Origin of the sequence: Comamonas sp. B21-038 (assembly GCF_022387135.1) — a bacterium.
GTDB lineage: Bacteria > Pseudomonadota > Gammaproteobacteria > Burkholderiales > Burkholderiaceae_C > Comamonas > Comamonas sediminis.
The window spans coordinates 1,628,831-1,647,984 of the sequence record NZ_CP092462.1 but is presented as its reverse complement, the minus strand read 5'-3'; the positions used below and the strand labels follow the sequence as shown (position 1 = coordinate 1,647,984).

Here is a 19,154-nt window from a genome sequence, read left to right as displayed (position 1 = left end):
CGAGCAACCTGGGCGCGCAACTACAAGAGCGGTGAGAACAGCCGCGCAATCGAATCGCCCAGCCGCAGCAAAAAGCGCTGCTTGCGGCGCGTGGCCACCTGCTTGGAACGCATCAGATCGGTGTTGAACTGGTCCTGCAGCCGGGCATTGAGCTCCGGCCCGTAGCCAATCGCGCAGACCTCGTAGTTCAGGCGAAAGCTGCGGTTGTCGAAATTGGCGGTACCGATGATGGTCAGGTCGTCATCGACCACCAGGGTCTTGGAGTGCAGCATACGTGCGCTGTATTCGTAGACCTTGGCGCCGGCGCTGATCAGCTCTTCGTAGTAGGAGCGGGCCGCAGCGGTCACAAAGATCGAATCGGATTTCTCAGGCACCAGCAGCCGCACATCGACGCCGCGCAGTGCGGCGCTGGTCAGCGCATACATCGCGGGCTCGGTCGGCACGAAGTATGGTGTGGTCAACCAGACCCGCACGGTCGCCGACTGGATGGCGGCCACATGGGCGCGGTGGATGGGCTCGGTGGGGTTGTCCGGGCCTGAACTGACCAGCTGCATCGCATGACTGCCATCGGGCATGTCGGGCAGCAGCAAGTCCAGGTTGGCCGGCATGTCCTGGGCAGATTTTTCCAGCGCATAGGCCCAGTCTTCCAAAAACGTCGTCTGCAGCCAGGTGACGATAGGGCCGGCCATGCGCAGGTGCACATCATGGTAGGCATGGGTATTGACGCGGCGGTCCTCTTCGTCGGTGATGTTGACGCCACCGGTAAAGCCGATCTGGCCATCGACCACCAGGATCTTGCGGTGGCTGCGGAAGTTGATCACCGGCCGCAGGCGCCTGCCGATCCGCGTGGGGTGGAAGACCGCAAACTCGCCGCCTGCCGCCAGCAACGGGGCGATGAACTTGCGGTTGACCCGCTTGGAGCCCAGCGCATCGACCAGCATGCGCACCTTGATGCCCGCCTTGGCGCGCTCGACCAGCGCATCGCGCAGGCGTGTGCCGGTCTGGTCAGGCTCGAAAATATAGTATTCGAGGTGCACATGGTGGCGGGCCTGGGCGACATCCTCCAGAATGCGGTCAAACGTGGCTGCGCCGCCGCTGAGCAGCTCCACGCTCTCGGCCGACGTGATCGGGAAACCGCAGGTGGCCTCGACCAGCTTGACCATCTCGCGCAACTTGGTCGGCGCCTCGGGTTGGCCATCGCGGATGCGGCGCGTGGTCTCGCGCACATGGTTCTTGTTGCGGGCGCGCAGGCGTTTGATGCGCTGGCGCTTCATGCGCTGCGGACCGATGAAGTAGTAAACGATCAGCCCCACCACCGGCAGCGAACCCATGGACAGCAGCCAGCCCAAGGTAGCCACGGGCGCGCGGCGCTGCATCAGTATCCAGATACCCACCACGCCGAGATAGATCGGCCAGATCACGGACAGCAACGCGACAATGTTTTCTTTGGTCAGATACTGAGATAACGACGCCACAGCACCGCGCTCCTGTTGATGGGACCGCTCAGTGTAGCCTGCCCCCGTGACGAACAGACGCAATAAAAAACAGCCGCAAGCGGCTGTTCTCGTTCTCTGAGTGGTGCGGCCTCAATCGGCAGCGAGCTCTTCCTCTGGCTCGGCAGGCTCCTGCTTGGCACGCTCCTTCTTGGGCAGCGGCTGGATGTCCAGCAGCACCTCGGGCTTGTCGGCACTGCTGTCGTCCCAATCGACGCTCAGGCGTCCGCCTTCGGTCAGGCGTCCAAACAGCAGCTCGTCGGCCAACGATCGGCGGATCGTGTCCTGAATCAGGCGCTGCATCGGACGTGCACCCATCAGCGGATCGAAACCGGTCTTGGCCAGGTGCTTGCGCAGCTTGTCGCTGAACGTGACCTCGACCTTCTTCTCGGCCAGTTGCTGCTCCAGCTGGAGCAGGAACTTGTCGACCACACGCAGGATGACCTGCTCATCCAGCGGCTTGAAGCTGACGATGGCATCCAGCCGGTTGCGGAACTCGGGCGTGAACAGGCGCTTGATGTCGCCCATCTCGTCGCCCGCCGCGCGCGGGTTGGTAAAGCCGATGACGGCCTTGTTCATCGTCTCGGCGCCCGCATTCGTGGTCATGATGATGATCACGTTGCGGAAGTCCGCCTTGCGTCCGTTGTTATCGGTCAAGGTGCCGTGGTCCATGACCTGCAGCAGCACATTGAAGATATCCGGATGCGCCTTCTCGATTTCGTCGAGCAGCAGCACCGAATGGGGCTTCTTCGTCACCGCCTCGGTGAGCAAACCACCCTGGTCAAAACCGACATAGCCGGGAGGCGCACCAATCAGGCGCGACACCGCATGGCGCTCCATGTACTCGGACATGTCAAAGCGGATCAAGTCGATGCCCAGGATATAGGCCAGCTGCTTGGCCGCTTCGGTCTTGCCGACGCCGGTCGGGCCGGAGAACAGGAAGGAGCCGATCGGCTTGTCCACCTTGCCCAGGCCGGAGCGGGACATCTTGACCGCCGACGCCAGCACTTCGAGTGCCTTGTCCTGGCCAAATACCACGCTCTTGAGGTCGCGCTCCAGGGTCTGCAGCTTGCCGCGGTCGTCATTGCTGACGTTGGCCGGCGGAATGCGGGCGATCTTGGCAACGATCTCTTCGATCTCGGTCTTGCCGATGGTTTTCTTGCGCTTCGAAGGCGCCAGAATGCGCTGCGCGGCACCGGCCTCATCGATCACGTCAATCGCCTTGTCGGGCAGATGGCGGTCATTGATGAACTTGGCCGACAGCTCAGCGGCTGCCTGCAAAGCGGCCACCGCGTACTTGACGTTGTGGTGCTCTTCGAAGCGCGACTTCAGGCCCTTCAGGATATCGATGGTTTCGGGCACGGTAGGCTCGACCACATCGACCTTCTGGAAGCGGCGCGACAGCGCTGCATCTTTTTCGAAGATGCCACGGTACTCGGTGAACGTGGTCGCACCAATGCACTTGAGCTGGCCGCTCGACAGCGCTGGCTTGAGCAGGTTCGACGCATCCAGCGTACCGCCCGAAGCAGCTCCGGCACCGATCAAGGTGTGGATCTCGTCGATGAACAGGATCGCATGCGGCTTGTCCTTCAGTGCCTTGAGCACGCCCTTGAGGCGCTGCTCAAAATCACCACGGTACTTGGTGCCTGCCAGCAGCGCGCCCATGTCCAGCGAGTACACGGTAGCCTCGGCCAGCACCTCGGGCACATCTTCTTGCGTGATGCGCCATGCCAGACCCTCGGCAATCGCCGTCTTGCCCACACCCGCCTCACCCACCAGCAGCGGGTTGTTCTTGCGGCGGCGGCACAGGATCTGGATCGTGCGCTCGACCTCGTACTGGCGGCCGATCAGCGGATCGATCTTGCCGTCCTTGGCCTGCTGGTTCAGGTTGACGGTGAACTGCTCCAGCGGCGAGGCCTTTTCAGCGCGCTCGGCGTTGTTGCTGCCGACCTCTTCCGCATCCGAGCTGGACTCGGACTTGGGCAGCTCGGGCGTGTCATTCTTCTTGATGCCATGGGCGATGTAGTTGACCACGTCGAGGCGCGTGACACCCTGCTGGTGCAGGTAGTACACGGCATGCGAGTCCTTTTCGCCAAAAATGGCCACCAGCACATTGGCGCCGGTCACTTCCTTCTTGCCATTGCCGGTGCTCTGCACATGCATGATGGCGCGCTGGATCACGCGCTGGAAACCGAGGGTGGGCTGGGTGTCCACCTCGTCTTCGCCGGCCACCTGCGGGGCATTGTCCTTGATGAAATTGGTCAACGACGCGCGCAGGTCGTCAATATTGGCAGAGCATGCGCGCAACACCTCGGAAGCACTCGGGTTATCCAGCAAGGCCAGTAGCAAGTGCTCCACGGTGATGAATTCGTGGCGCTGCTGCCTGGCTTCTACAAAAGCCATGTGCAAGCTGACTTCCAGTTCCTGAGCAATCATTTGAAACTCCTTTATTGCTTGCCAAATACACTCAACTTGCTTCTAGATGAGGACCATATTCCGTTATTCAACAGGCTCCGATACGGCTTGCAGCGGATGGCCTGCTCCGTTGGCGGCATCCATCACCTGTGCCACCTTGGTTTCAGCGATTTCATGCGAGTACACCCCGCAGACGCCTTTCCCATCCAGGTGGATCTTCAGCATGATCTGCGTGGCCGCCTCGCGGCTTTTGCCAAAAAAATGCTGCAGCACCTCAATCACAAACTCCATCGGCGTGAAATCATCATTGAGCATGACCACCTGGTACATCTTCGGTGGCTCCACACGCTGCGCGATGCGCTCCACAACCAGCGCACCCCACCGTCCTCCGGTGGCTGGGGCGTTGCAGGCAGGTTCGGCGAGGGAGGAACAACAGGTTTCGTGGCCATTGAGATCATTCTATAAGGCTAAATTTCCACATGCACAAAGATGGTGATGCTTTTATGAACTTCAATACGGCTGCGCCAGCAACCACTGGCGCAGCCGTATTGTCAGCCCCAGCAAAATCTTCCTAAACAGTGCTTTCGTAAACGATTTTGATGGCTTCGTGGCCTGCTTCCTGGGACCAGGCAGCCATCGCCTGGTCACTGGGGAAAAAGCGCGCGGCATCGCCCAGATTGAGCTCCACACCCGCCCGTGCCTCGCCCTGGCCGCAGACCACGCCCAGGCGGATCTTGAGGCCGTGGCGCAGCACGCCCTCGTCGGTGTGCTCCTCGACTGCGGGAAACTCCTGAATCAGCCGCGCAACATCGGGCTGGTGGCGGTCGGTGTTGACCAGCAGGTAGCGGCCAAAACGGGCCCGCGCATCGGCCAGACCCCAGACATGCTGGGCCTTGGCGCGCAACCCGCCGCTGAAATGGTCCTGGCCGATGCGGGCGCTCAGAATGACGAATTCATCGTCCTTGAGCTGCTCCTTGTGGCGGTTCCAGGTGGCCTCGTCCAGCGATCCTTCGATGACACCGGTTTTGTCGTCGATCTTGAACAGCACCAGCTTGCCGCGCTGGCCGTTGATGACGCGCATGTCGCTGATGATGCCCGCCACCGTCTGGGGCTCGCGGCTGTCCTTGAGCTGGGAGATCGGCGTGCGCACGAACTGGCGCACCTCCAGCTCGACCTCGTCAAACAAATGGCCCGACAGGTAAAAGCCGATGGCGGTCTTCTCCTGCACCAGCCGCTCCTTGATGCCCCAGGGCAGCACATCGGCCAGCGGCGGCTCCTGCGTGCTCGATCCCACGGCGTCATCCCCCATCATGTCAAACAGGCCGCCCTGGTTGGCATTGGCATGGGTGGTGGCGGCAAATTCGAAGGCCACATCGACCGATTCGATCAGCGCGCGGCGGTTGAGCTGGATGCTGTCAAAGGCGCCGCCCTTGATCAGCGCTTCGACCGTGCGCTTGTTGAGCTTGCTGCGGTCCACGCGCAGGCAGAAGTCGAACAGGCTCTTGAACGGCCCCTTGGTATCGCCCTGGGGGCCCGTGCCCTTGCCTTCGCGCGCCGCCACAATGGCCTCGATGGCGGCCTGGCCGGTGCCCTTGATGGCGCCCAGGCCATAGCGGATCACCTTGTCGGTCACCGGCTCGAAGCGGTGGTGGCCGCGGTTCACGTCGGGCATCTCGAAGGTCATGCCCATCTTCAGCGCGTCTTCGTACAGCACCTTGAGCTTGTCGGTGTTGTCCATTTCCACGGTCATATTGCCGCAGTAGAACTCTGCCGTATAGTGCACCTTGAGCCAACCGGTGTGGTAGGCCAGCAGCGAGTAGGCAGCGGCGTGCGACTTGTTGAAGCCGTAGCCTGCAAACTTCTCCATCAGGTCGAACACTTCGTCGGCCTTGGCCTCGTCGATGCCGATCTTGGAGGCCCCTTCGCGGAAAGTCGCGCGGTGCTGCACCATCTCCTCGACCTTTTTCTTGCCCATCGCGCGGCGCAGCAAGTCGGCGCCGCCCAGGCTGTAGCCGCCCAGCACCTGGGCCGTCTGCATCACCTGCTCCTGGTAGACCATGATGCCGTAGGTCTCGGACAGCACCTTCTCGACCAGCGGATGCGGGTACTCCACCACTTCCTTGCCGTGCTTGCGCGCCACAAAGCTGGGGATCAGGTCCATCGGGCCCGGACGGTAGAGCGCATTCAGCGCAATCAGGTCTTCCAGGCGGCTGGGCTTGGCCTCCTTCAGCATCTGCTGCATGCCGCGCGATTCAAACTGGAACACCGCTTCGGTCTTGCCGGCCGAGAACAGCTGGTAGGTGCGGGCGTCGTCGAGCGGAATCTCTTCGAACTTGAAGTTTTCCTGCCCCTTGTGGCGCTTGATGATGAACTCGCGCGCGATCTCCAGAATCGTCAACGTCGCCAGGCCCAGGAAGTCGAACTTGACCAGGCCCACAGCCTCGACGTCGTCCTTGTCATACATGGCCACTGCCGAGGTGCTGCCCGGCTGCTGGTAGAGCGGGCAAAAATCGGTCAGCTTGCCCGGGGCGATCACCACACCACCGGCGTGCATGCCGATGTTGCGGGTCATGCCTTCGAGCTTCTGCGCCATCTCGATCAGGGTCTTGACGTCCTCTTCCTTCTCGATGCGCTCGGCCAGAATCGGCTCTTCCTTGATCGCATAGGTGTACTTGTCGCCGTCCTTCGGAGGATTGGGCGGGTACTTCAAGGTCACATGCAGGCCCGGCTTGTTCGGGATCAGCTTGGAGATACCATCGCAAAAGCCATAGCTCATGTCCAGCGCACGGCCCACGTCGCGGATCGCCGCGCGCGCGGCCATCGTGCCGAAGGTCGCAATCTGGCTCACTGCATTGCGGCCGTACAGGTCCTTCACATAGTCGATCACCCGGTCGCGGTTGGCCTGGCAGAAGTCCACGTCAAAGTCGGGCATCGAGACGCGCTCTGGGTTCAGGAAGCGCTCGAACAGCAGGTTGTAGTGAATCGGGTCCAGATCGGTGATCTTCAGCACATAGGCCACCAGCGAACCGGCCCCCGATCCCCGGCCTGGTCCCACCGGGCAGCCATTGTTCTTGGCCCAGTTGATGAAGTCTGCCACGATCAGGAAGTAGCCGGGGAAACCCATCTTCAAGATGATGCCCAGCTCGAACTCCAGCCGCTCGACATACTTGGGCCGCTCGGCCTCGCGCTTGGCCTCGTTCGGAAACAGCAGTTGCAGGCGGTCCTCCAGCCCCTCGAACGAGGCCTGGCGGAAATACGCGTCGATCGGCATGCCATTGGGCGTGGGGAAATCGGGCAGAAAATACTTGCCCAGCTGCAGGGTGACGCTGCAGCGGCGGGCGATCTCGGCCGTATTGGCGATGGCGCTGGGCAGGTCGGCGAACAGGGCCTCCATCTCGGCAGCAGACTTCAGGTACTGGTCGCGGGTGAAGCGCTTGACGCGCTTCTTGTTGCCCAAGGTCTCGCCCTCGGCGATACAGACACGGGCCTCGTGCGATTCAAAATCGGCAGGCTTGGTGAACTGCACCGGGTGCGTGGCCACCACCGGCAGCTTGAGGTGCGCTGCCAGCGCCACGGCGGCGGCTACATGGCTTTCATCGTCAGCGCGGCCGGCGCGCTGCAGCTCGATGTAGAAACGGTGCGGGAACAGGCCCGCCAGGCGCAGTGCCACGCTGCGCGCGGTCTTTTCGTCCCCGCGCATCAGCGCCTGGCCGACGGGGCCGGCCTGGGCGCCCGACAGCAGGATCAGGCCGTCCGACAGCTCTTCCAGCCAGGCCCAGGTGCACTGCGGCTGCGCTTTGATGGTATCGGCCATCCAGATCCGCGCCAGCAGTTCCGACAGGTTAAGGTAGCCCTGCTGGCTCTGGATCAGCACGATGATGCGCGACAGCGGCCCGCCTGCCACCTCGGGCTCCAGGGTCAGCTCGGCGCCCAGAAGGGGTTTGACACCTGCACCCCGGCCCGCTTTGTAAAACTTGATGGCGCCGAACAGGCTGTTCAGGTCGGTCAGCGCCATCGCCGGCTGGCTATCACCCGCAGCAAACTTGATCAGATCGCCTACGCGATTGGTGCTGTCGATGATGGAAAACTCGGAATGGATGCGAAGGTGTACGAACATATCCCTGCATTGTAGGAAAGCCGCAGCACCGTCTGTGCAAACCATGGCATATCGGCGGCCGAATGTTACACAGCCCTACTGGCTGCAAGTCCGGCATGGTGTGCGCAGGCCCCGCGCCGATTACAATGGCCCAGATCAGAGGGCGCGGCACGGGCTGCCCCGCTGCGCGGCAGGCCTTGCGGCTGCTCGCAGTTCTTCAGCTTTCCGTCCATGGATTTCAAGCCAAAAATGCTGTTTGCGTACCCCAAATCGAAGGTTCCCGCTATCGCTTCCGTAGCACTTGCCGCTTTGCTGGCAGGCTGTTCATCGACCGATGTGGATCCCACCGCCGGCTGGAGCCCGAACAAGATTTATTCCGAAGCCCGCGACGAGGCCTCTTCGGGCTCGTTCGACAAGGCCATTCCGCTGTATGAAAAGCTGGAAGGCCGCGCTGCCGGCACCGCGATGGCGCAGCAAGCGCAGCTGGAGAAGGCCTATTCCCAGTACAAGAGCGGCGAGAAGGCCCAGGCCATCGCCACCTTGGACCGTTTCGTCAAGCTCCACCCTGCCAGCGAAGGGGTGGACTATGCGCTCTATCTGAAGGGCCTGGTCAACTTCAACGAGAACCTGGGTCTTTTCTCCTGGGTGTCCAAGCAGGACCTGTCCGAGCGCGACCAGAAGGCCGCCAAGGATTCGTTCGAGTCCTTCCGTGAGCTGACCACGCGCTTCCCCGAGTCCAAGTACACGCCCGATGCTGAAAAGCGCATGCGCTACATCGTGAACTCGCTGGCCCAGTACGAAGTGCATGTGGCCCGTTACTACTACGAGCGCGGCGCCTATGTGGCCGCGATCAACCGCGCCCAAAGCGCCATCGCCGACTACAAGGAAGTGCCCGCCCAGGAGGACGCGCTCTATATCCTGATGCTGTCCTACGAGCGCCTGAACATGGCCGACATGGCCGCTGACACCAAGCGCGTACTGGAAGCCAGCTACCCCAACACCCGCCTGCTGGCCAATGGTTTCCGCAAGGAAGACCGCCCCTGGTGGAAGATGTGGTGATGCAGCGCGCCTGATGCGCGTGTGCGTTGACAGCTAAGCGGCTGCTGCAAGTTAAAAACTGCGGCAGCCGTTTTCTTATGGGCGGATAGCTTTTTCCGCCAACGCCTGCAAAAACGCAGGCAAAGCCGCGTCGTTCAGGCTGGGCAGCGGTGGCAACGCCGCCAGCAAGGCTGCGCCATAGCTGCGGCTGTGCAGGCGCTCGTCGGCGATCACCACCACACCCTCGTCGCTGGCAGAGCGAATCAGGCGCCCGACGCCCTGGCGCAGCTGCATGGCGGTCTGGGGCAGCACATAGCGCTCAAACGCATCCCGGCCCACAGCGCGCAGCGCCTGTACCCGCGCCGCATGCAGCACATCATGGCGCGGCGGGAACGGCAGCTTGTCGATCACCAACAGCTGCAGAGCCTGGCCGGGCAGATCGACCCCTTCCCACAGGCCCAAGGTACCTACCAGCACCCGCCCGGTCTTGCTGCCGGGGGCCATGCGCATGGTCTGCAACAAGCGGCGCTTGGGCTGCTCGCCCTGCTGCAGCACGCTGATCGCCTGGCCCTGCAGGCCCTGGCGCAAGGCCTGGGCCAGGGCCTGCACGGCAGCCGTCGATGTGCACAGCACCATGCAGCGCCCGCCCAGCGTCTTGAGGTGTGGCAGCAGCCATTGCGCCAGCGCCTGTGCGCGCTCGGCGGCCGGTGCATCCGTGCCGGGCAGGCCCTGGGGCACCACCAGCCGGGCCTGCTGCGCCCAGTCAAAATGGCTGCGCAAACGCAGGCTCGCGAGCAAAGGCGCATCGCCGGCCTGGCTGCTGTCACTGCGCAAGCCCAGGCCCTGCGCAAACCAGGTCAGCGCATCATCATCGCCCAACGTGGCCGAGGTGAACAGCCAGCGCTGCACCCCCTGGCCCAGCCAGCTGCTGGCCTGCACCTGGGGGCTCAGCGCCTGCAGCGCCTGCCACAGCCACAGCGGCGATTCCCGGAAGCCCTGGCGCCAGGCATAGCGTCCGTAGGCCTGCAGGTCGCCGGCAGGGCCGTCGCGTACCACAGCGGGCGAATCCCACCAGCGCACCAGATCCTTGGCGGCCCCCTGGGCCCACTGGCGCAAGGCCTGCAGCATCCCATCACCCTGGCCTGCCAGCTGGGCCACCACGGCCGCACTGCCGGCCACACCTTGCAACGCAGCGACCAGGGCCGACAGCGCGTTGTGCAAGTGGATGAGCGCCTGGCGGCTGGTGGCGCGGGCCGCCGCATCCGCGGGCGCCTCTGCCGGCCCCAGCGCCTGCTGCTCGGCATCCATCCACTGCGCAATGGCCTGCTGCACCTGCTGCTGCAGCGCTTGCCACGGCGCAAAGCCGCGCGCATGCACGCGGGTTTCGCGCTCCACCGTCTGGAGGTAGTCGCGCATATCCCCCACATTCAGGCCCTTGGCGAGCACTTTCAGGCCAATGGCCTGCAGCTGGTGGGCCTCGTCCATCACCATGGTCTGCGCCAGTGGCACAAAGCCATGGCCTACCCCCAGCATCTGGCGGTGGCGCAGTTCGCTGAAAAACAGATGGTGGTTGATCACCAGGATGTCGGCCTGCGCGGCGCGGGCGCGGGCCTGGTTGGAGAAACAGCGCTCGAAGTGGCCGCAACGCTGGCCCAGGCATTCGTCATGGCTGGCAGTGATATGCGGCACCAGGCGGGAAAGGTGGCTGATGTCGTCCAGCTCGGACAGGTCACCGCCCTGGGTACTTTGCGCCCAGCGCTCCACCTGGGCCAGCGCGCCGGCATGCTGGCCTTGCAGCTTGCTGCGCGCCTGCTCCAGGCCATGCAGGCAGACATAGTTCTCCCGCCCCTTGAGCACCGCGACCTTGCGCTGCTGGCCCTGGTGCGCCAGCAGCGCCGGAATGTCGCGCTCCACCAGCTGGTCCTGCAGCGCCCGGGTTGCCGTGCTGACCACAAAGCGCTCCTGGCGGGCCAAGGCCGCTATCAGATAGGCATAGGTCTTGCCCGTGCCCGTGGGCGCCTCGATCGCCACCCGCTGGCCCTGGCCCCAGGCCGCCTCAATAGCCGCAATCATCTGCTCCTGCTGCGGGCGCAGGCGCAGCGGGGCATCACTGGCAAAGGCGGCGGACAAGGGCATCGATGGATCGGTTTCGGGGGCATGGCAGTCTAGCGCGTTCAGCGCCCTGCCTGGGCTGCCGGCCTGCAACGCCCCAGGCGTTGGTATACAAACATCGGTTGGCAGCGTAATCCCGCCCGCTTTGGCGGCCCGCCGGGCAATCTGTTCTATGATTCCCCTTCCCTTCAACGAGCTTGCATACGGCATACCCCTCCTCGCGCATGAGCCATAGCTACCGTCTCTCTGCCGCCACCGGCCTGCACAAAGGCGACCGTCCCTACCAGCAGGACCAGGTCATCATGCTCGCCCACCCGCGCGCCAAGGGTTGTGTACTGGCGGTGGTGGCCGATGGCATGGGTGGCCGCAGCGGCGGGCGTGCCGCGTCGGACCAGGTCATGCTGACAGCCAAGCAGGTGTTCGAGCGCTACTCGCCAGAGACGGACAGCGCCGAAGAAATGCTGGGCAACCTGGTGCGCGAGGCCCATTTGCTGATCCGCCTGGTGGCGATTGCCGCCGAGCAGGAGCCCCACAGCACGATTGCCGCCTTTCTGATCCTGCCCAACAGCGCCTGCGCCTGGGTGCACTCGGGCGATTCGCGCATCTACCACTTCCGCGATGGACAGCTGCTCTACCAGACCAGCGACCACTCCTATGTGCAGACCCTGGTCGACCAAGGGCAGCTGACGCTTGAAGAAGCGCGCTACCACCCGCAATCGAATATCTTGCTGCACTGCCTGGGCACTGCCGAAGACCCGCCGCTGATCCACCACCGCATTCCGATGCTCAAGCAAGGCGATGTGCTGCTGGCCTGCAGTGACGGCATCTGGCATTACTTCTCGCCCGACGAGCTCTCCTCCATCACGCGCCTGCTCTCGCCCCGTGAGGCCAGCCAGTTCCTGATCGAGCGCGCCCGCATGCGCGCCTCGGGCTCGGGCGACAATATGTCGCTGGCCATCGTCAAGGTCGAGCCCCTGCCGGCAGAAACGTCCCAGGCCGTCGTGCCCGGCAGCAAACGCGCCAAGGCCAAACCACCAGTGCGCAGCTGAAGCGCCGAGCTGGATACACCGCTTAAAAGCAAAAGCCTCGCAGCGGTGAACTGCGAGGCTTTTTGCTGGGGCGTGCTGGGCTTAGAAGCCGGGCATCACTGAACCCTTGAACTGGGTGTCGACAAACTTGCGGATCTCTTCGCTGTGGTAGGCCTTGACCAGCTTGGCCACCCAGGGCTGGTTCTTGTCGGCTTCGCGGATCACCAGAATGTTGACATACGGGTTCTTGGCGCTCTCGAGGACAATCGCATCGGACTTGGGGTTCAAACCCGCCGAGATCGCGAAATTGGTGTTGATCGCAGCAGCATCCAGGTCGTCCAGCGAGCGCGGCAGCTGGGCGGCGTCCAGCTCGACAAAGCGCAGCTTCTTGGGGTTCTCGATCACATCGAGCGGCGTGGCCTTCAAGCCAGCGCTTTCCTTGAGCTTGATCAGACCATTGGCCTGCAGCAGCAGCAGCACGCGGCCGCCATTGGTCGGGTCATTGGGCAGACCGAAACGCGCGCCCTCTTTGAGCTCGTCGATCTTCTTGATCTTCTTGGAGTAGATGCCGATCGGGAAATTGACCGTATCGGCCGCCGCGACAAACTTGTAACCACGGTCCTTGATCTGGGCATCCAGATAAGGCTTGTGCTGGTAGCTATTGGCGTCGAGCTCGCCGGACTGCAGCGCGGCATTGGGCTGGATGTAATCGCTGAACTCGATGACCTTGATCTTCAGGCCGTCTTTTTCGGCAATCTTCTTGACCTGCTCCATGATCTGGCCATGGGGGCCGGCGGTCACGCCGATCTTGATTTCCTTGTCTTGTGCGACTGCGGCGCCAGAAACACCGGCGGCCAAAGCCAGGGCCAGCACGGATTGCAGCAATGTACGTTTTTGCACGGGAGCGATACCTTTCAAATGCGATACCGAAATGTACGCCCGATTTTGCAACGCAACAAAGAACTTTTTGCCATTTGCTTACAACCTGCCCACCGCTGCCAAACCGCTGTCACTCCGGCCGCAGCGCGACGTTGTTGAGCTTGTCCAGGCGCTCGGGCCAGTTGCCATTCCTGGCGTGCTGCTGCAGGATGCGGGTCCAGGCGACCCAGGCATCCCATTGCACGCGCTTGTCCCAGGCATTGCCCCATTGGCTGAAGCACTGCAGCGCGCTGTCGGCAGCGGCCAGCGCATCGGCATCACGCCCGGCGCTGAGGTAAAGCTGGGCCAGCACCATCTGCGGCTCGCCCACCCAGGGATTGAGCTGCACCGCCTGCTCCAGCACGCCGGTGGCCACATCCAGATCGGTCAGCGGCTGGTCCTGCTGGATCACCGACCAGTACAGCGACGCGGCCGCCGCATCGGCCGCCGGGCTCAGGCCCTGCGTGCAGTTGGCAAACACCGGCGGCGTGGGCAGCAGGCCCTGCAAGCCCGGGTGCTGCAAGGCCAGACCCAGGCTGGCAATCTGCGACAGCATGCGCCCGCTGGGCCGCATCGGGCCGGGCCAGAGCGAGGCCATCCAGTGCGCCTTTTGCGGGCGCTGGGGCACCTGCGGAAAGCTGGAGAAAATATCGTCCTGCCAGCTGAACCACTGCTCGATGGTGTCGGCCATGCTGACGATGATGAACGCCGCCACGGTATAGGGCTCGACGCGGCGTGGCGCGCCCTGGTGGTCCAGCAGAACGGCGCCATCGGGCTCGATGGCACCGGCCAGCACCTTCTGTACAAACTGGGCGCGCGAGAGAACGCAGAACTCGTAGACCAGCTGCTCGGCCGGCTCGCCCACCAGCGCCGCGAGCTGGCTGCGCTCGCTGCTGGCATCGAACTTGACCAGGTCCACAAAGGCATTGCCATAGACGCTGTGCAGCAGGCCCAGCAGTTTGACATCCTCGGGCTGCTGCCACAGCTGCAGCGTGCGCGTCACCCCCAGCAGATGGTGGCGAAAGGTGCCGGCCTTGTGCCAGTCCTGACCGACATCGCGGGCCAGCACCACCGGCAAGGCGCGCGCCAGCGCCGGGTGGGCATGGATCCAGTTCTCGTCAAGCAAGGGCTTGGCCCGCAGCCATTGGGCCGGGTCCAGCGCCTGCAGCGGCAAGGCATGTGCGGTGGCAGTGGGCAAGGCGGCATTCATGGCGGTCTCCAAAGCGTGGGCAATGCTGCATTGTAGGCAGAGCCCACCGCGCGCAACGCCCTTGGGCGACAGCCGCCGCTGGCGATGGAAAAAAGCCCATGCGCAGTGCACATGGGCTGGGGCCACCGTTTGGAGCAGCGGATTACTTGTGGCTCAGGCGGCGCACCGCCCAGTCACCCAGGCTTTGCACCAGCTGCACAAAGACGATCAGGATGACGACCACAGCCAGCATGATGTCCGGCAGGAAGCGCTGGTAGCCATAGCGGATACCCAGGTCGCCCAGGCCACCACCACCAATGGCCCCAGCCATCGCCGAGTAGCCGGTCAGCGAGACAAAGCTGATCGTCAGGCCTGCGACGATGCCGGGCAGCGCCTCGGGCAGCAGCACCTTCCAGACGATTTGCCAGGAGGTCGCACCCATGGCTTGCGCGGCTTCGACCAGGCCATGGTCCACTTCACGCAGCGAGGTCTCCACCAGGCGGGCGATGAAAGGTGCTGCAGCCAGGGTCAGCGGCACAATGGCCGCGGCCGTGCCGATGGACGAGCCGGTGATGAAGCGGGTGAACGGGATGATCGCCACCAGCAAGATGATGAAGGGCGTGGAGCGCACGGCATTCACGAGCCAGCCGACGATCTTGTTGGCAGCGCCGTTTTGCAGGATGCCGCCATGGTCCGTCAGGCGCAGGAACACTCCCAGCGGAATGCCGATCAGCGCGCCGGCCACGCCGGATATGCCGACCATGATCAGCGTTTCCCACAACGAGGTGGCAAACAGCTGCAGCATCATTTCAGAAAAATTCTCAAACATCGATGACCTCTTTGCGGGTGTTAGGCGGCCGAGGCCTCGGTATTGACTTCCTGCACCATCACGCCCGAGGCGCGCAGCGCTTCCACTGCGGCGTTGAGCTGGGCCAGATCGCCGCTGGCGTAAACCGCCAGAAAGCCGAAGGTCTGGTCCTGGATCTCATCGACCTGGCCGTTGAGAATGCTCACATCCAGGCCAAAGTCACGGATCAGGCGCGAGAGAATGGGCTGGTAGGCCAGGTTGCCGGCATAGGACAGGCGCAGCAGCTTGCCCTGGCCGCTGGACAGCGCGCCATTGAGGCTGCGCACCCGGTCGATGACGCTGGCGGGCAGCTCCTGGGGCACGATCTCGTCGATCAGGCTCTTGGTGATGGGTTGCTGTGGGCGGGTGAAGACGTCGATGACCGAGCCCATCTCCACCACCTTGCCCGCCTCCATCACCGCCACGCGGTCGGCGATCTGCTTGACCACCTGCATCTGGTGCGTGATCAGCACCACGGTCAGGCCCATGTCCTTGTTGATCTGCTTGAGCAGGGCCAGCACCGAGCGGGTGGTTTCCGGGTCGAGCGCCGAGGTGGCCTCGTCGCTCAGCAACACCTTGGGCTCGCTGGTCAAAGCGCGTGCAATGCCCACACGCTGCTTCTGGCCGCCAGACAACTGCGCGGGGTAGCGGTCGCTCAGCGCCGCCAGGCCCACCAGGTCCAGCAACGGGTCCACGCGCTTTTTGATCGCGGCCTTGCCCATGCCCGCCAGCTCCAGTGGCAGCGCGGCGTTGTCAAACACCGTGCGGGACGACAGCAGGTTGAAGTGCTGGAACACCATGCCGATCTCACGGCGCGCGGCGCGCAGCTGCGCATCGTCCATTGCCGTCAGCTCCTTGCCATTGACGACCACCTGGCCCGTGGTCGGGCGGTTGAGCAGGTTGATATTGCGCACCAGCGAGCTCTTGCCCGCCCCGCTGCGTCCGATGATGCCAAACACTTCACCAGCGGCAATGCTCAGATCGACACCGCGCAGTGCTTGGACCGGACCATTTTTGCCCGGATAGGTTTGGGTGATACCCCGTAGTTCAATCATTGGAATAAAGAAAGCGCCCTGCAGCTTGAAGCGGGCGCTTGAAAAACCGTGAATAGCCGTACTGTAAGCGATGCAACAGACAGCAGCAAAGAACGAAATTTTAGTTCTTTACAACCGCCGGTTATTTCAGCAGGTCATTTTTGATATCAAAAAGCAGATGGCTATCCGCCTTTTCCGCGGGATTCGCGCAGAATGCCAGCCACGGCGTCCGCCACTGCCTCACGGATGGTCGTGTCGATCTCCAGCTGCAGCGACGATTGCAGCAACGCCGTCTGCTGCTCCACCACCTTGAGCACCGCAGCCGACAGCCGCGTATCCAGGGTCTCCTGTACACGCCGCGTCACCCGGCGGGTGATGGCGTCTTCCAGCGCCTGGGCCGTTTCGGCAGCCGATTCAACCAGTTGGCTGGCGGCATCGGTCACCCCGGCGCCTTCGGCCCCTTGCGAGCTTTGCACATGGCCGGGTGCCGCCAGGCCCGCGCTGTCATCCACCACCGCCCCGGCCCCGGCCAGCGGCGCGGTGAACGGCGCTGGCGCCAAGGCTGGCACCAGGTCATGCGTGTCTGCACGCTCGCCTTGCACGGGTTCAGGCGCTGCCCAGGCCTGCGCGCCACTGCCCAGCGGCAGCGCCGCATCGGTCTGTTGCGCCCAGCCGCTGTAGGTCGGCAGATCGGCAATATCGTCAGCAGGCACCGGCGCTGCCCATGCGCCAGAGGCCGGTGCATCGGTATCGCGGCGCCTGCGCAACACGTCGACACTGGACGGTGTGCTGTCAGCCGCTGCGGCAGCGGCAGCGGCTGGCCCAGCGGGCACCCCCTGGGCCAGCGCGTCGGCCGCGTCCTGTGCGGCTTCCTCGGTCAGCGTGGGCACAAACTTCGGGGGAATGCGGGACTCGGTCATGGCTCAGTCCTCCGTCTTCATCACCAGATCGCGGCGCTCGATGTCGTACCCCATGGCCGCATAGGCGCGCCAGCGCGCCCGGGCCTGCTGCCGGTCCTGCTCATCGTCGGCGCTGACCACCTCGATCACCCGCTCGAAGCGGGTCACGTCGGCAGGCATCTGCGTGCCCAGGTTGAGCAGCACCCGGGTGTGCGGCAGGCTGCCCGCCAGATCGCTGACCAGCACCGTCGGCGAGCGCTGCAGCACATCCATCTCTGCGTCTCCCCGGCAGTGGGCCAGAAACTGGCTGGCACCGCCAAAGGACCACAGGGCCTCATCGAGCTGGGCTACCATGGCCGGCTCACCAAGGACCACCAGCGGAATGTCCATGCGCTGGAGCTTGCGCGCCAGCTTGCAGGCATAGGCCAGCTTGCTGGGCGCGTTGAAGTGAAACGCTACCGTCGTCGAGGTCGTCATAAGGCAGGCTGTGCTTACTGGGCGTCCGCCTTGTCAGCGCCGTCGATATTGACCGCCGCCTTGCCCGGCTTGTCCAGCACCACAGGCTTGTCTGTCTTGCTGGCCTTGGCGGGCTTGACGGTCTTGGCTTGCTCGGCAGGCGCTGCGCTCTGGGCGCTGCTCAGCAGGTACTGCAGCAGCAAGCCCACGGGGCGGCCCGTGGCGCCCTTCTTGGCGCCGCCGCGCCAGGCGGTGCCGGCAATGTCCAGATGCGCCCAGGCCATGGTGCCGACAAAGCGCTGCAGGAACTTGGCGGCCGTGATGGCCCCCGCCGGGCGGCCACCCACATTGGCCACATCGGCAAAGTTGGTCTTCAGGCCTTCGGCATATTCGTCATCCAGCGGCATGCGCCAGCAGTGGTCCTGCGCCTGGTCGCCGGCGGTCTGCAGCGCCTGGGCCAGTGCGTCGTTGTTCGAAAACAGGCCACTGCGCTGCGCGCCCAGCGCGATCACGCAGGCTCCAGTCAAGGTGGCGATATCGACCACGGCGCTGGGCGAGAACCGCTGGGCATACGTCAGAGCGTCGCAGAGCACGAGGCGGCCTTCGGCATCGGTGTTCAGGATCTCGATGGTCTGGCCGCTCATGCTGGTGACCACATCACCGGGCTTGACCGCCGCGCCATCAGGCATGTTCTCGCAGGCGGGAATCAGGCCGACCACATTGATCTCGGGCTTCAACTCGGCCAGCGCACGGAAGGTGCCCAGCACGCTGGCGGCGCCGCCCATGTCGTACTTCATCTCGTCCATGTCGCCCGCAGGCTTGATCGAGATGCCGCCAGTATCAAAGGTGATGCCCTTGCCGACCAGCACCACCGGCTGGCTGTCCTTATTGGCGCCGTGGTAGTGCAGCTCGATGAAGCGCAGCGGCTCCTTGGAGCCCTGGGCCACGGCCATGAATGAGCCCATGCCCAGTTTGGCCACGTCCTCGGGCTTGTGGATCTTGCACTTGATGCGTTTGTGATCAGCAGCCAGCGACTCAGCGGCCTCGGCCAGCAGCTTGGGGGTCGCGTAGTTGGCGGGGCGGTTCGCCCATTCGCGGGCAAAGGCCACGCCTTGCGCGGTGGCCTTGGCCACTTCAAACGCCTGGCCCAGCGCCGGAGCATTGGGCGCGCCCAGCACCACGGACTGGAGTCCCACTGCCTTGGCCGACGGCTTGGTGGTGCGGTAAAGATAGGTGCTGTCGGCCAGGCATTGCACGAGCGCGTGCAAAGCGGCGTCGGCCAACGGCTGGGCACTGACCACGGCAGCGCGCCCGATGCCCTCGCGCGTCAGCGGGCCGGAAACGGCCGCCAGCGCCTGGCGCACGGCCTGGGGCGAACCGTCGCCCACGCCCAACAGCAACAAATGACGGGCTTCAATGGCGGGCACCGCATACATGGCCAGCAACTTGCCGGTTTTTGCCTCAAAATCACCATTTTTCTGCGCGTGCGCAATCAGGGTGGACAATGCATCACTGGTTTTGGGCTGCTTGTCGGCTACCAGCACGATCAGCAGATCGCCGGACTGCAATGCGGCCGAAGCCAAATCCAGAGTTTTGAGTTCAAAGTTCATAATCGGTGCTTTCCTTCTC

13 protein-coding genes and 1 pseudogene are annotated in these 19,154 nt (G+C 63.8%); 2 read left to right on the top strand and 12 right to left on the bottom strand.

Features of this window, described 5'->3' with window-relative positions:
• Positions 1 to 20 precede the first annotated feature (20 nt).
• The 4 genes and pseudogenes from cls to dnaE all read right to left on the bottom strand — a co-directional run bounded on the left by cls (position 21) and on the right by dnaE (position 8,025).
• Entirely contained in the window at positions 21 to 1,475 is a 1,455-nt protein-coding gene (gene cls, locus MJ205_RS07405; protein WP_239811859.1) for a cardiolipin synthase, read from the bottom strand.
• A gap of 111 nt (positions 1,476 to 1,586) precedes the next feature.
• Positions 1,587 to 3,929: an ATP-dependent Clp protease ATP-binding subunit ClpA gene (gene clpA / locus MJ205_RS07400; RefSeq protein WP_239811858.1), complete on the bottom strand. Its 2,343-nt coding sequence runs from the start codon at positions 3,927 to 3,929 to the stop codon at positions 1,587 to 1,589.
• A 63-nt stretch (positions 3,930 to 3,992) separates the two neighbouring features.
• Positions 3,993 to 4,366 (bottom strand): annotated as a pseudogene (gene clpS, locus MJ205_RS07395) (ATP-dependent Clp protease adapter ClpS).
• Between the two features lie 113 nt (positions 4,367 to 4,479).
• Positions 4,480 to 8,025, bottom strand: a complete 3,546-nt coding sequence (gene dnaE, locus MJ205_RS07390) for a DNA polymerase III subunit alpha (protein ID WP_239811857.1) — start codon at positions 8,023 to 8,025, stop codon at positions 4,480 to 4,482.
• Between the two features lie 228 nt (positions 8,026 to 8,253).
• On the opposite strand from dnaE, the gene MJ205_RS07385 reads away from it, so the two are divergent.
• Positions 8,254 to 9,063 carry an outer membrane protein assembly factor BamD gene (locus tag MJ205_RS07385; RefSeq protein ID WP_239812684.1) on the top strand — a complete coding sequence of 270 codons (810 nt, stop codon included), beginning with the start codon at positions 8,254 to 8,256 and terminating at the stop codon, positions 9,061 to 9,063.
• A gap of 75 nt (positions 9,064 to 9,138) precedes the next feature.
• On the opposite strand, the gene MJ205_RS07380 is transcribed toward MJ205_RS07385, so the two are convergent.
• A complete protein-coding gene (locus tag MJ205_RS07380; RefSeq protein ID WP_239811856.1) occupies positions 9,139 to 11,178 on the bottom strand; it encodes an ATP-dependent DNA helicase in 2,040 nt (679 codons plus the stop codon).
• A gap of 200 nt (positions 11,179 to 11,378) precedes the next feature.
• Between MJ205_RS07380 and MJ205_RS07375 the strand changes: the two genes are divergently transcribed.
• Positions 11,379 to 12,203: a PP2C family protein-serine/threonine phosphatase gene (locus MJ205_RS07375; protein WP_239811855.1), complete on the top strand. Its 825-nt coding sequence runs from the start codon at positions 11,379 to 11,381 to the stop codon at positions 12,201 to 12,203.
• Between the two features lie 81 nt (positions 12,204 to 12,284).
• Here MJ205_RS07375 and MJ205_RS07370 read toward each other — a convergent pair whose 3' ends face one another.
• The 7 genes from MJ205_RS07370 to MJ205_RS07340 all read right to left on the bottom strand — a co-directional run bounded on the left by MJ205_RS07370 (position 12,285) and on the right by MJ205_RS07340 (position 19,135).
• Entirely contained in the window at positions 12,285 to 13,082 is a 798-nt protein-coding gene (locus tag MJ205_RS07370; RefSeq protein ID WP_239811854.1) for a MetQ/NlpA family ABC transporter substrate-binding protein, read from the bottom strand.
• Positions 13,083 to 13,191: 109 nt separating this feature from the next.
• Complete coding sequence (locus MJ205_RS07365) at positions 13,192 to 14,310, bottom strand: DUF6817 domain-containing protein (RefSeq protein ID WP_239811853.1); 1,119 nt, start codon at positions 14,308 to 14,310, stop codon at positions 13,192 to 13,194.
• 142 nt (positions 14,311 to 14,452) lie between these two features.
• On the bottom strand, positions 14,453 to 15,118 hold the full coding sequence (locus tag MJ205_RS07360; RefSeq protein ID WP_239811852.1) for a methionine ABC transporter permease: 666 nt from the start codon (positions 15,116 to 15,118) through the stop codon (positions 14,453 to 14,455).
• A 20-nt stretch (positions 15,119 to 15,138) separates the two neighbouring features.
• Positions 15,139 to 16,191 (bottom strand): methionine ABC transporter ATP-binding protein, encoded by a 1,053-nt coding sequence (locus MJ205_RS07355; protein WP_239811851.1) that lies wholly within the window; start codon positions 16,189 to 16,191, stop codon positions 15,139 to 15,141.
• A gap of 161 nt (positions 16,192 to 16,352) precedes the next feature.
• Positions 16,353 to 17,090 (bottom strand): hypothetical protein, encoded by a 738-nt coding sequence (locus MJ205_RS07350; RefSeq protein ID WP_239811850.1) that lies wholly within the window; start codon positions 17,088 to 17,090, stop codon positions 16,353 to 16,355.
• A gap of 3 nt (positions 17,091 to 17,093) precedes the next feature.
• Positions 17,094 to 17,546 carry a DNA polymerase III subunit chi gene (locus tag MJ205_RS07345; RefSeq protein WP_239811849.1) on the bottom strand — a complete coding sequence of 151 codons (453 nt, stop codon included), beginning with the start codon at positions 17,544 to 17,546 and terminating at the stop codon, positions 17,094 to 17,096.
• A gap of 14 nt (positions 17,547 to 17,560) precedes the next feature.
• Positions 17,561 to 19,135: a leucyl aminopeptidase gene (locus tag MJ205_RS07340; protein ID WP_239811848.1), complete on the bottom strand. Its 1,575-nt coding sequence runs from the start codon at positions 19,133 to 19,135 to the stop codon at positions 17,561 to 17,563.
• Positions 19,136 to 19,154 lie beyond the last annotated feature (19 nt).

Coding starts and splice junctions, on each gene's coding strand:
- clpA (WP_239811858.1), bottom strand. CDS start 3,929: ATGATTGCTCAGGAACTGGAAGTCAGCTTGCACATGGCTTTTGTAGAA.
- dnaE (WP_239811857.1), bottom strand. CDS start 8,025: ATGTTCGTACACCTTCGCATCCATTCCGAGTTTTCCATCATCGACAGC.
- MJ205_RS07385 (WP_239812684.1), top strand. CDS start 8,254: ATGCTGTTTGCGTACCCCAAATCGAAGGTTCCCGCTATCGCTTCCGTA.
- MJ205_RS07380 (WP_239811856.1), bottom strand. CDS start 11,178: ATGCCCTTGTCCGCCGCCTTTGCCAGTGATGCCCCGCTGCGCCTGCGC.
- MJ205_RS07375 (WP_239811855.1), top strand. CDS start 11,379: ATGAGCCATAGCTACCGTCTCTCTGCCGCCACCGGCCTGCACAAAGGC.
- MJ205_RS07365 (WP_239811853.1), bottom strand. CDS start 14,310: ATGAATGCCGCCTTGCCCACTGCCACCGCACATGCCTTGCCGCTGCAG.
- MJ205_RS07360 (WP_239811852.1), bottom strand. CDS start 15,118: ATGTTTGAGAATTTTTCTGAAATGATGCTGCAGCTGTTTGCCACCTCG.
- MJ205_RS07355 (WP_239811851.1), bottom strand. CDS start 16,191: ATGATTGAACTACGGGGTATCACCCAAACCTATCCGGGCAAAAATGGT.
- MJ205_RS07350 (WP_239811850.1), bottom strand. CDS start 17,090: ATGACCGAGTCCCGCATTCCCCCGAAGTTTGTGCCCACGCTGACCGAG.
- MJ205_RS07345 (WP_239811849.1), bottom strand. CDS start 17,546: ATGACGACCTCGACGACGGTAGCGTTTCACTTCAACGCGCCCAGCAAG.
- MJ205_RS07340 (WP_239811848.1), bottom strand. CDS start 19,135: ATGAACTTTGAACTCAAAACTCTGGATTTGGCTTCGGCCGCATTGCAG.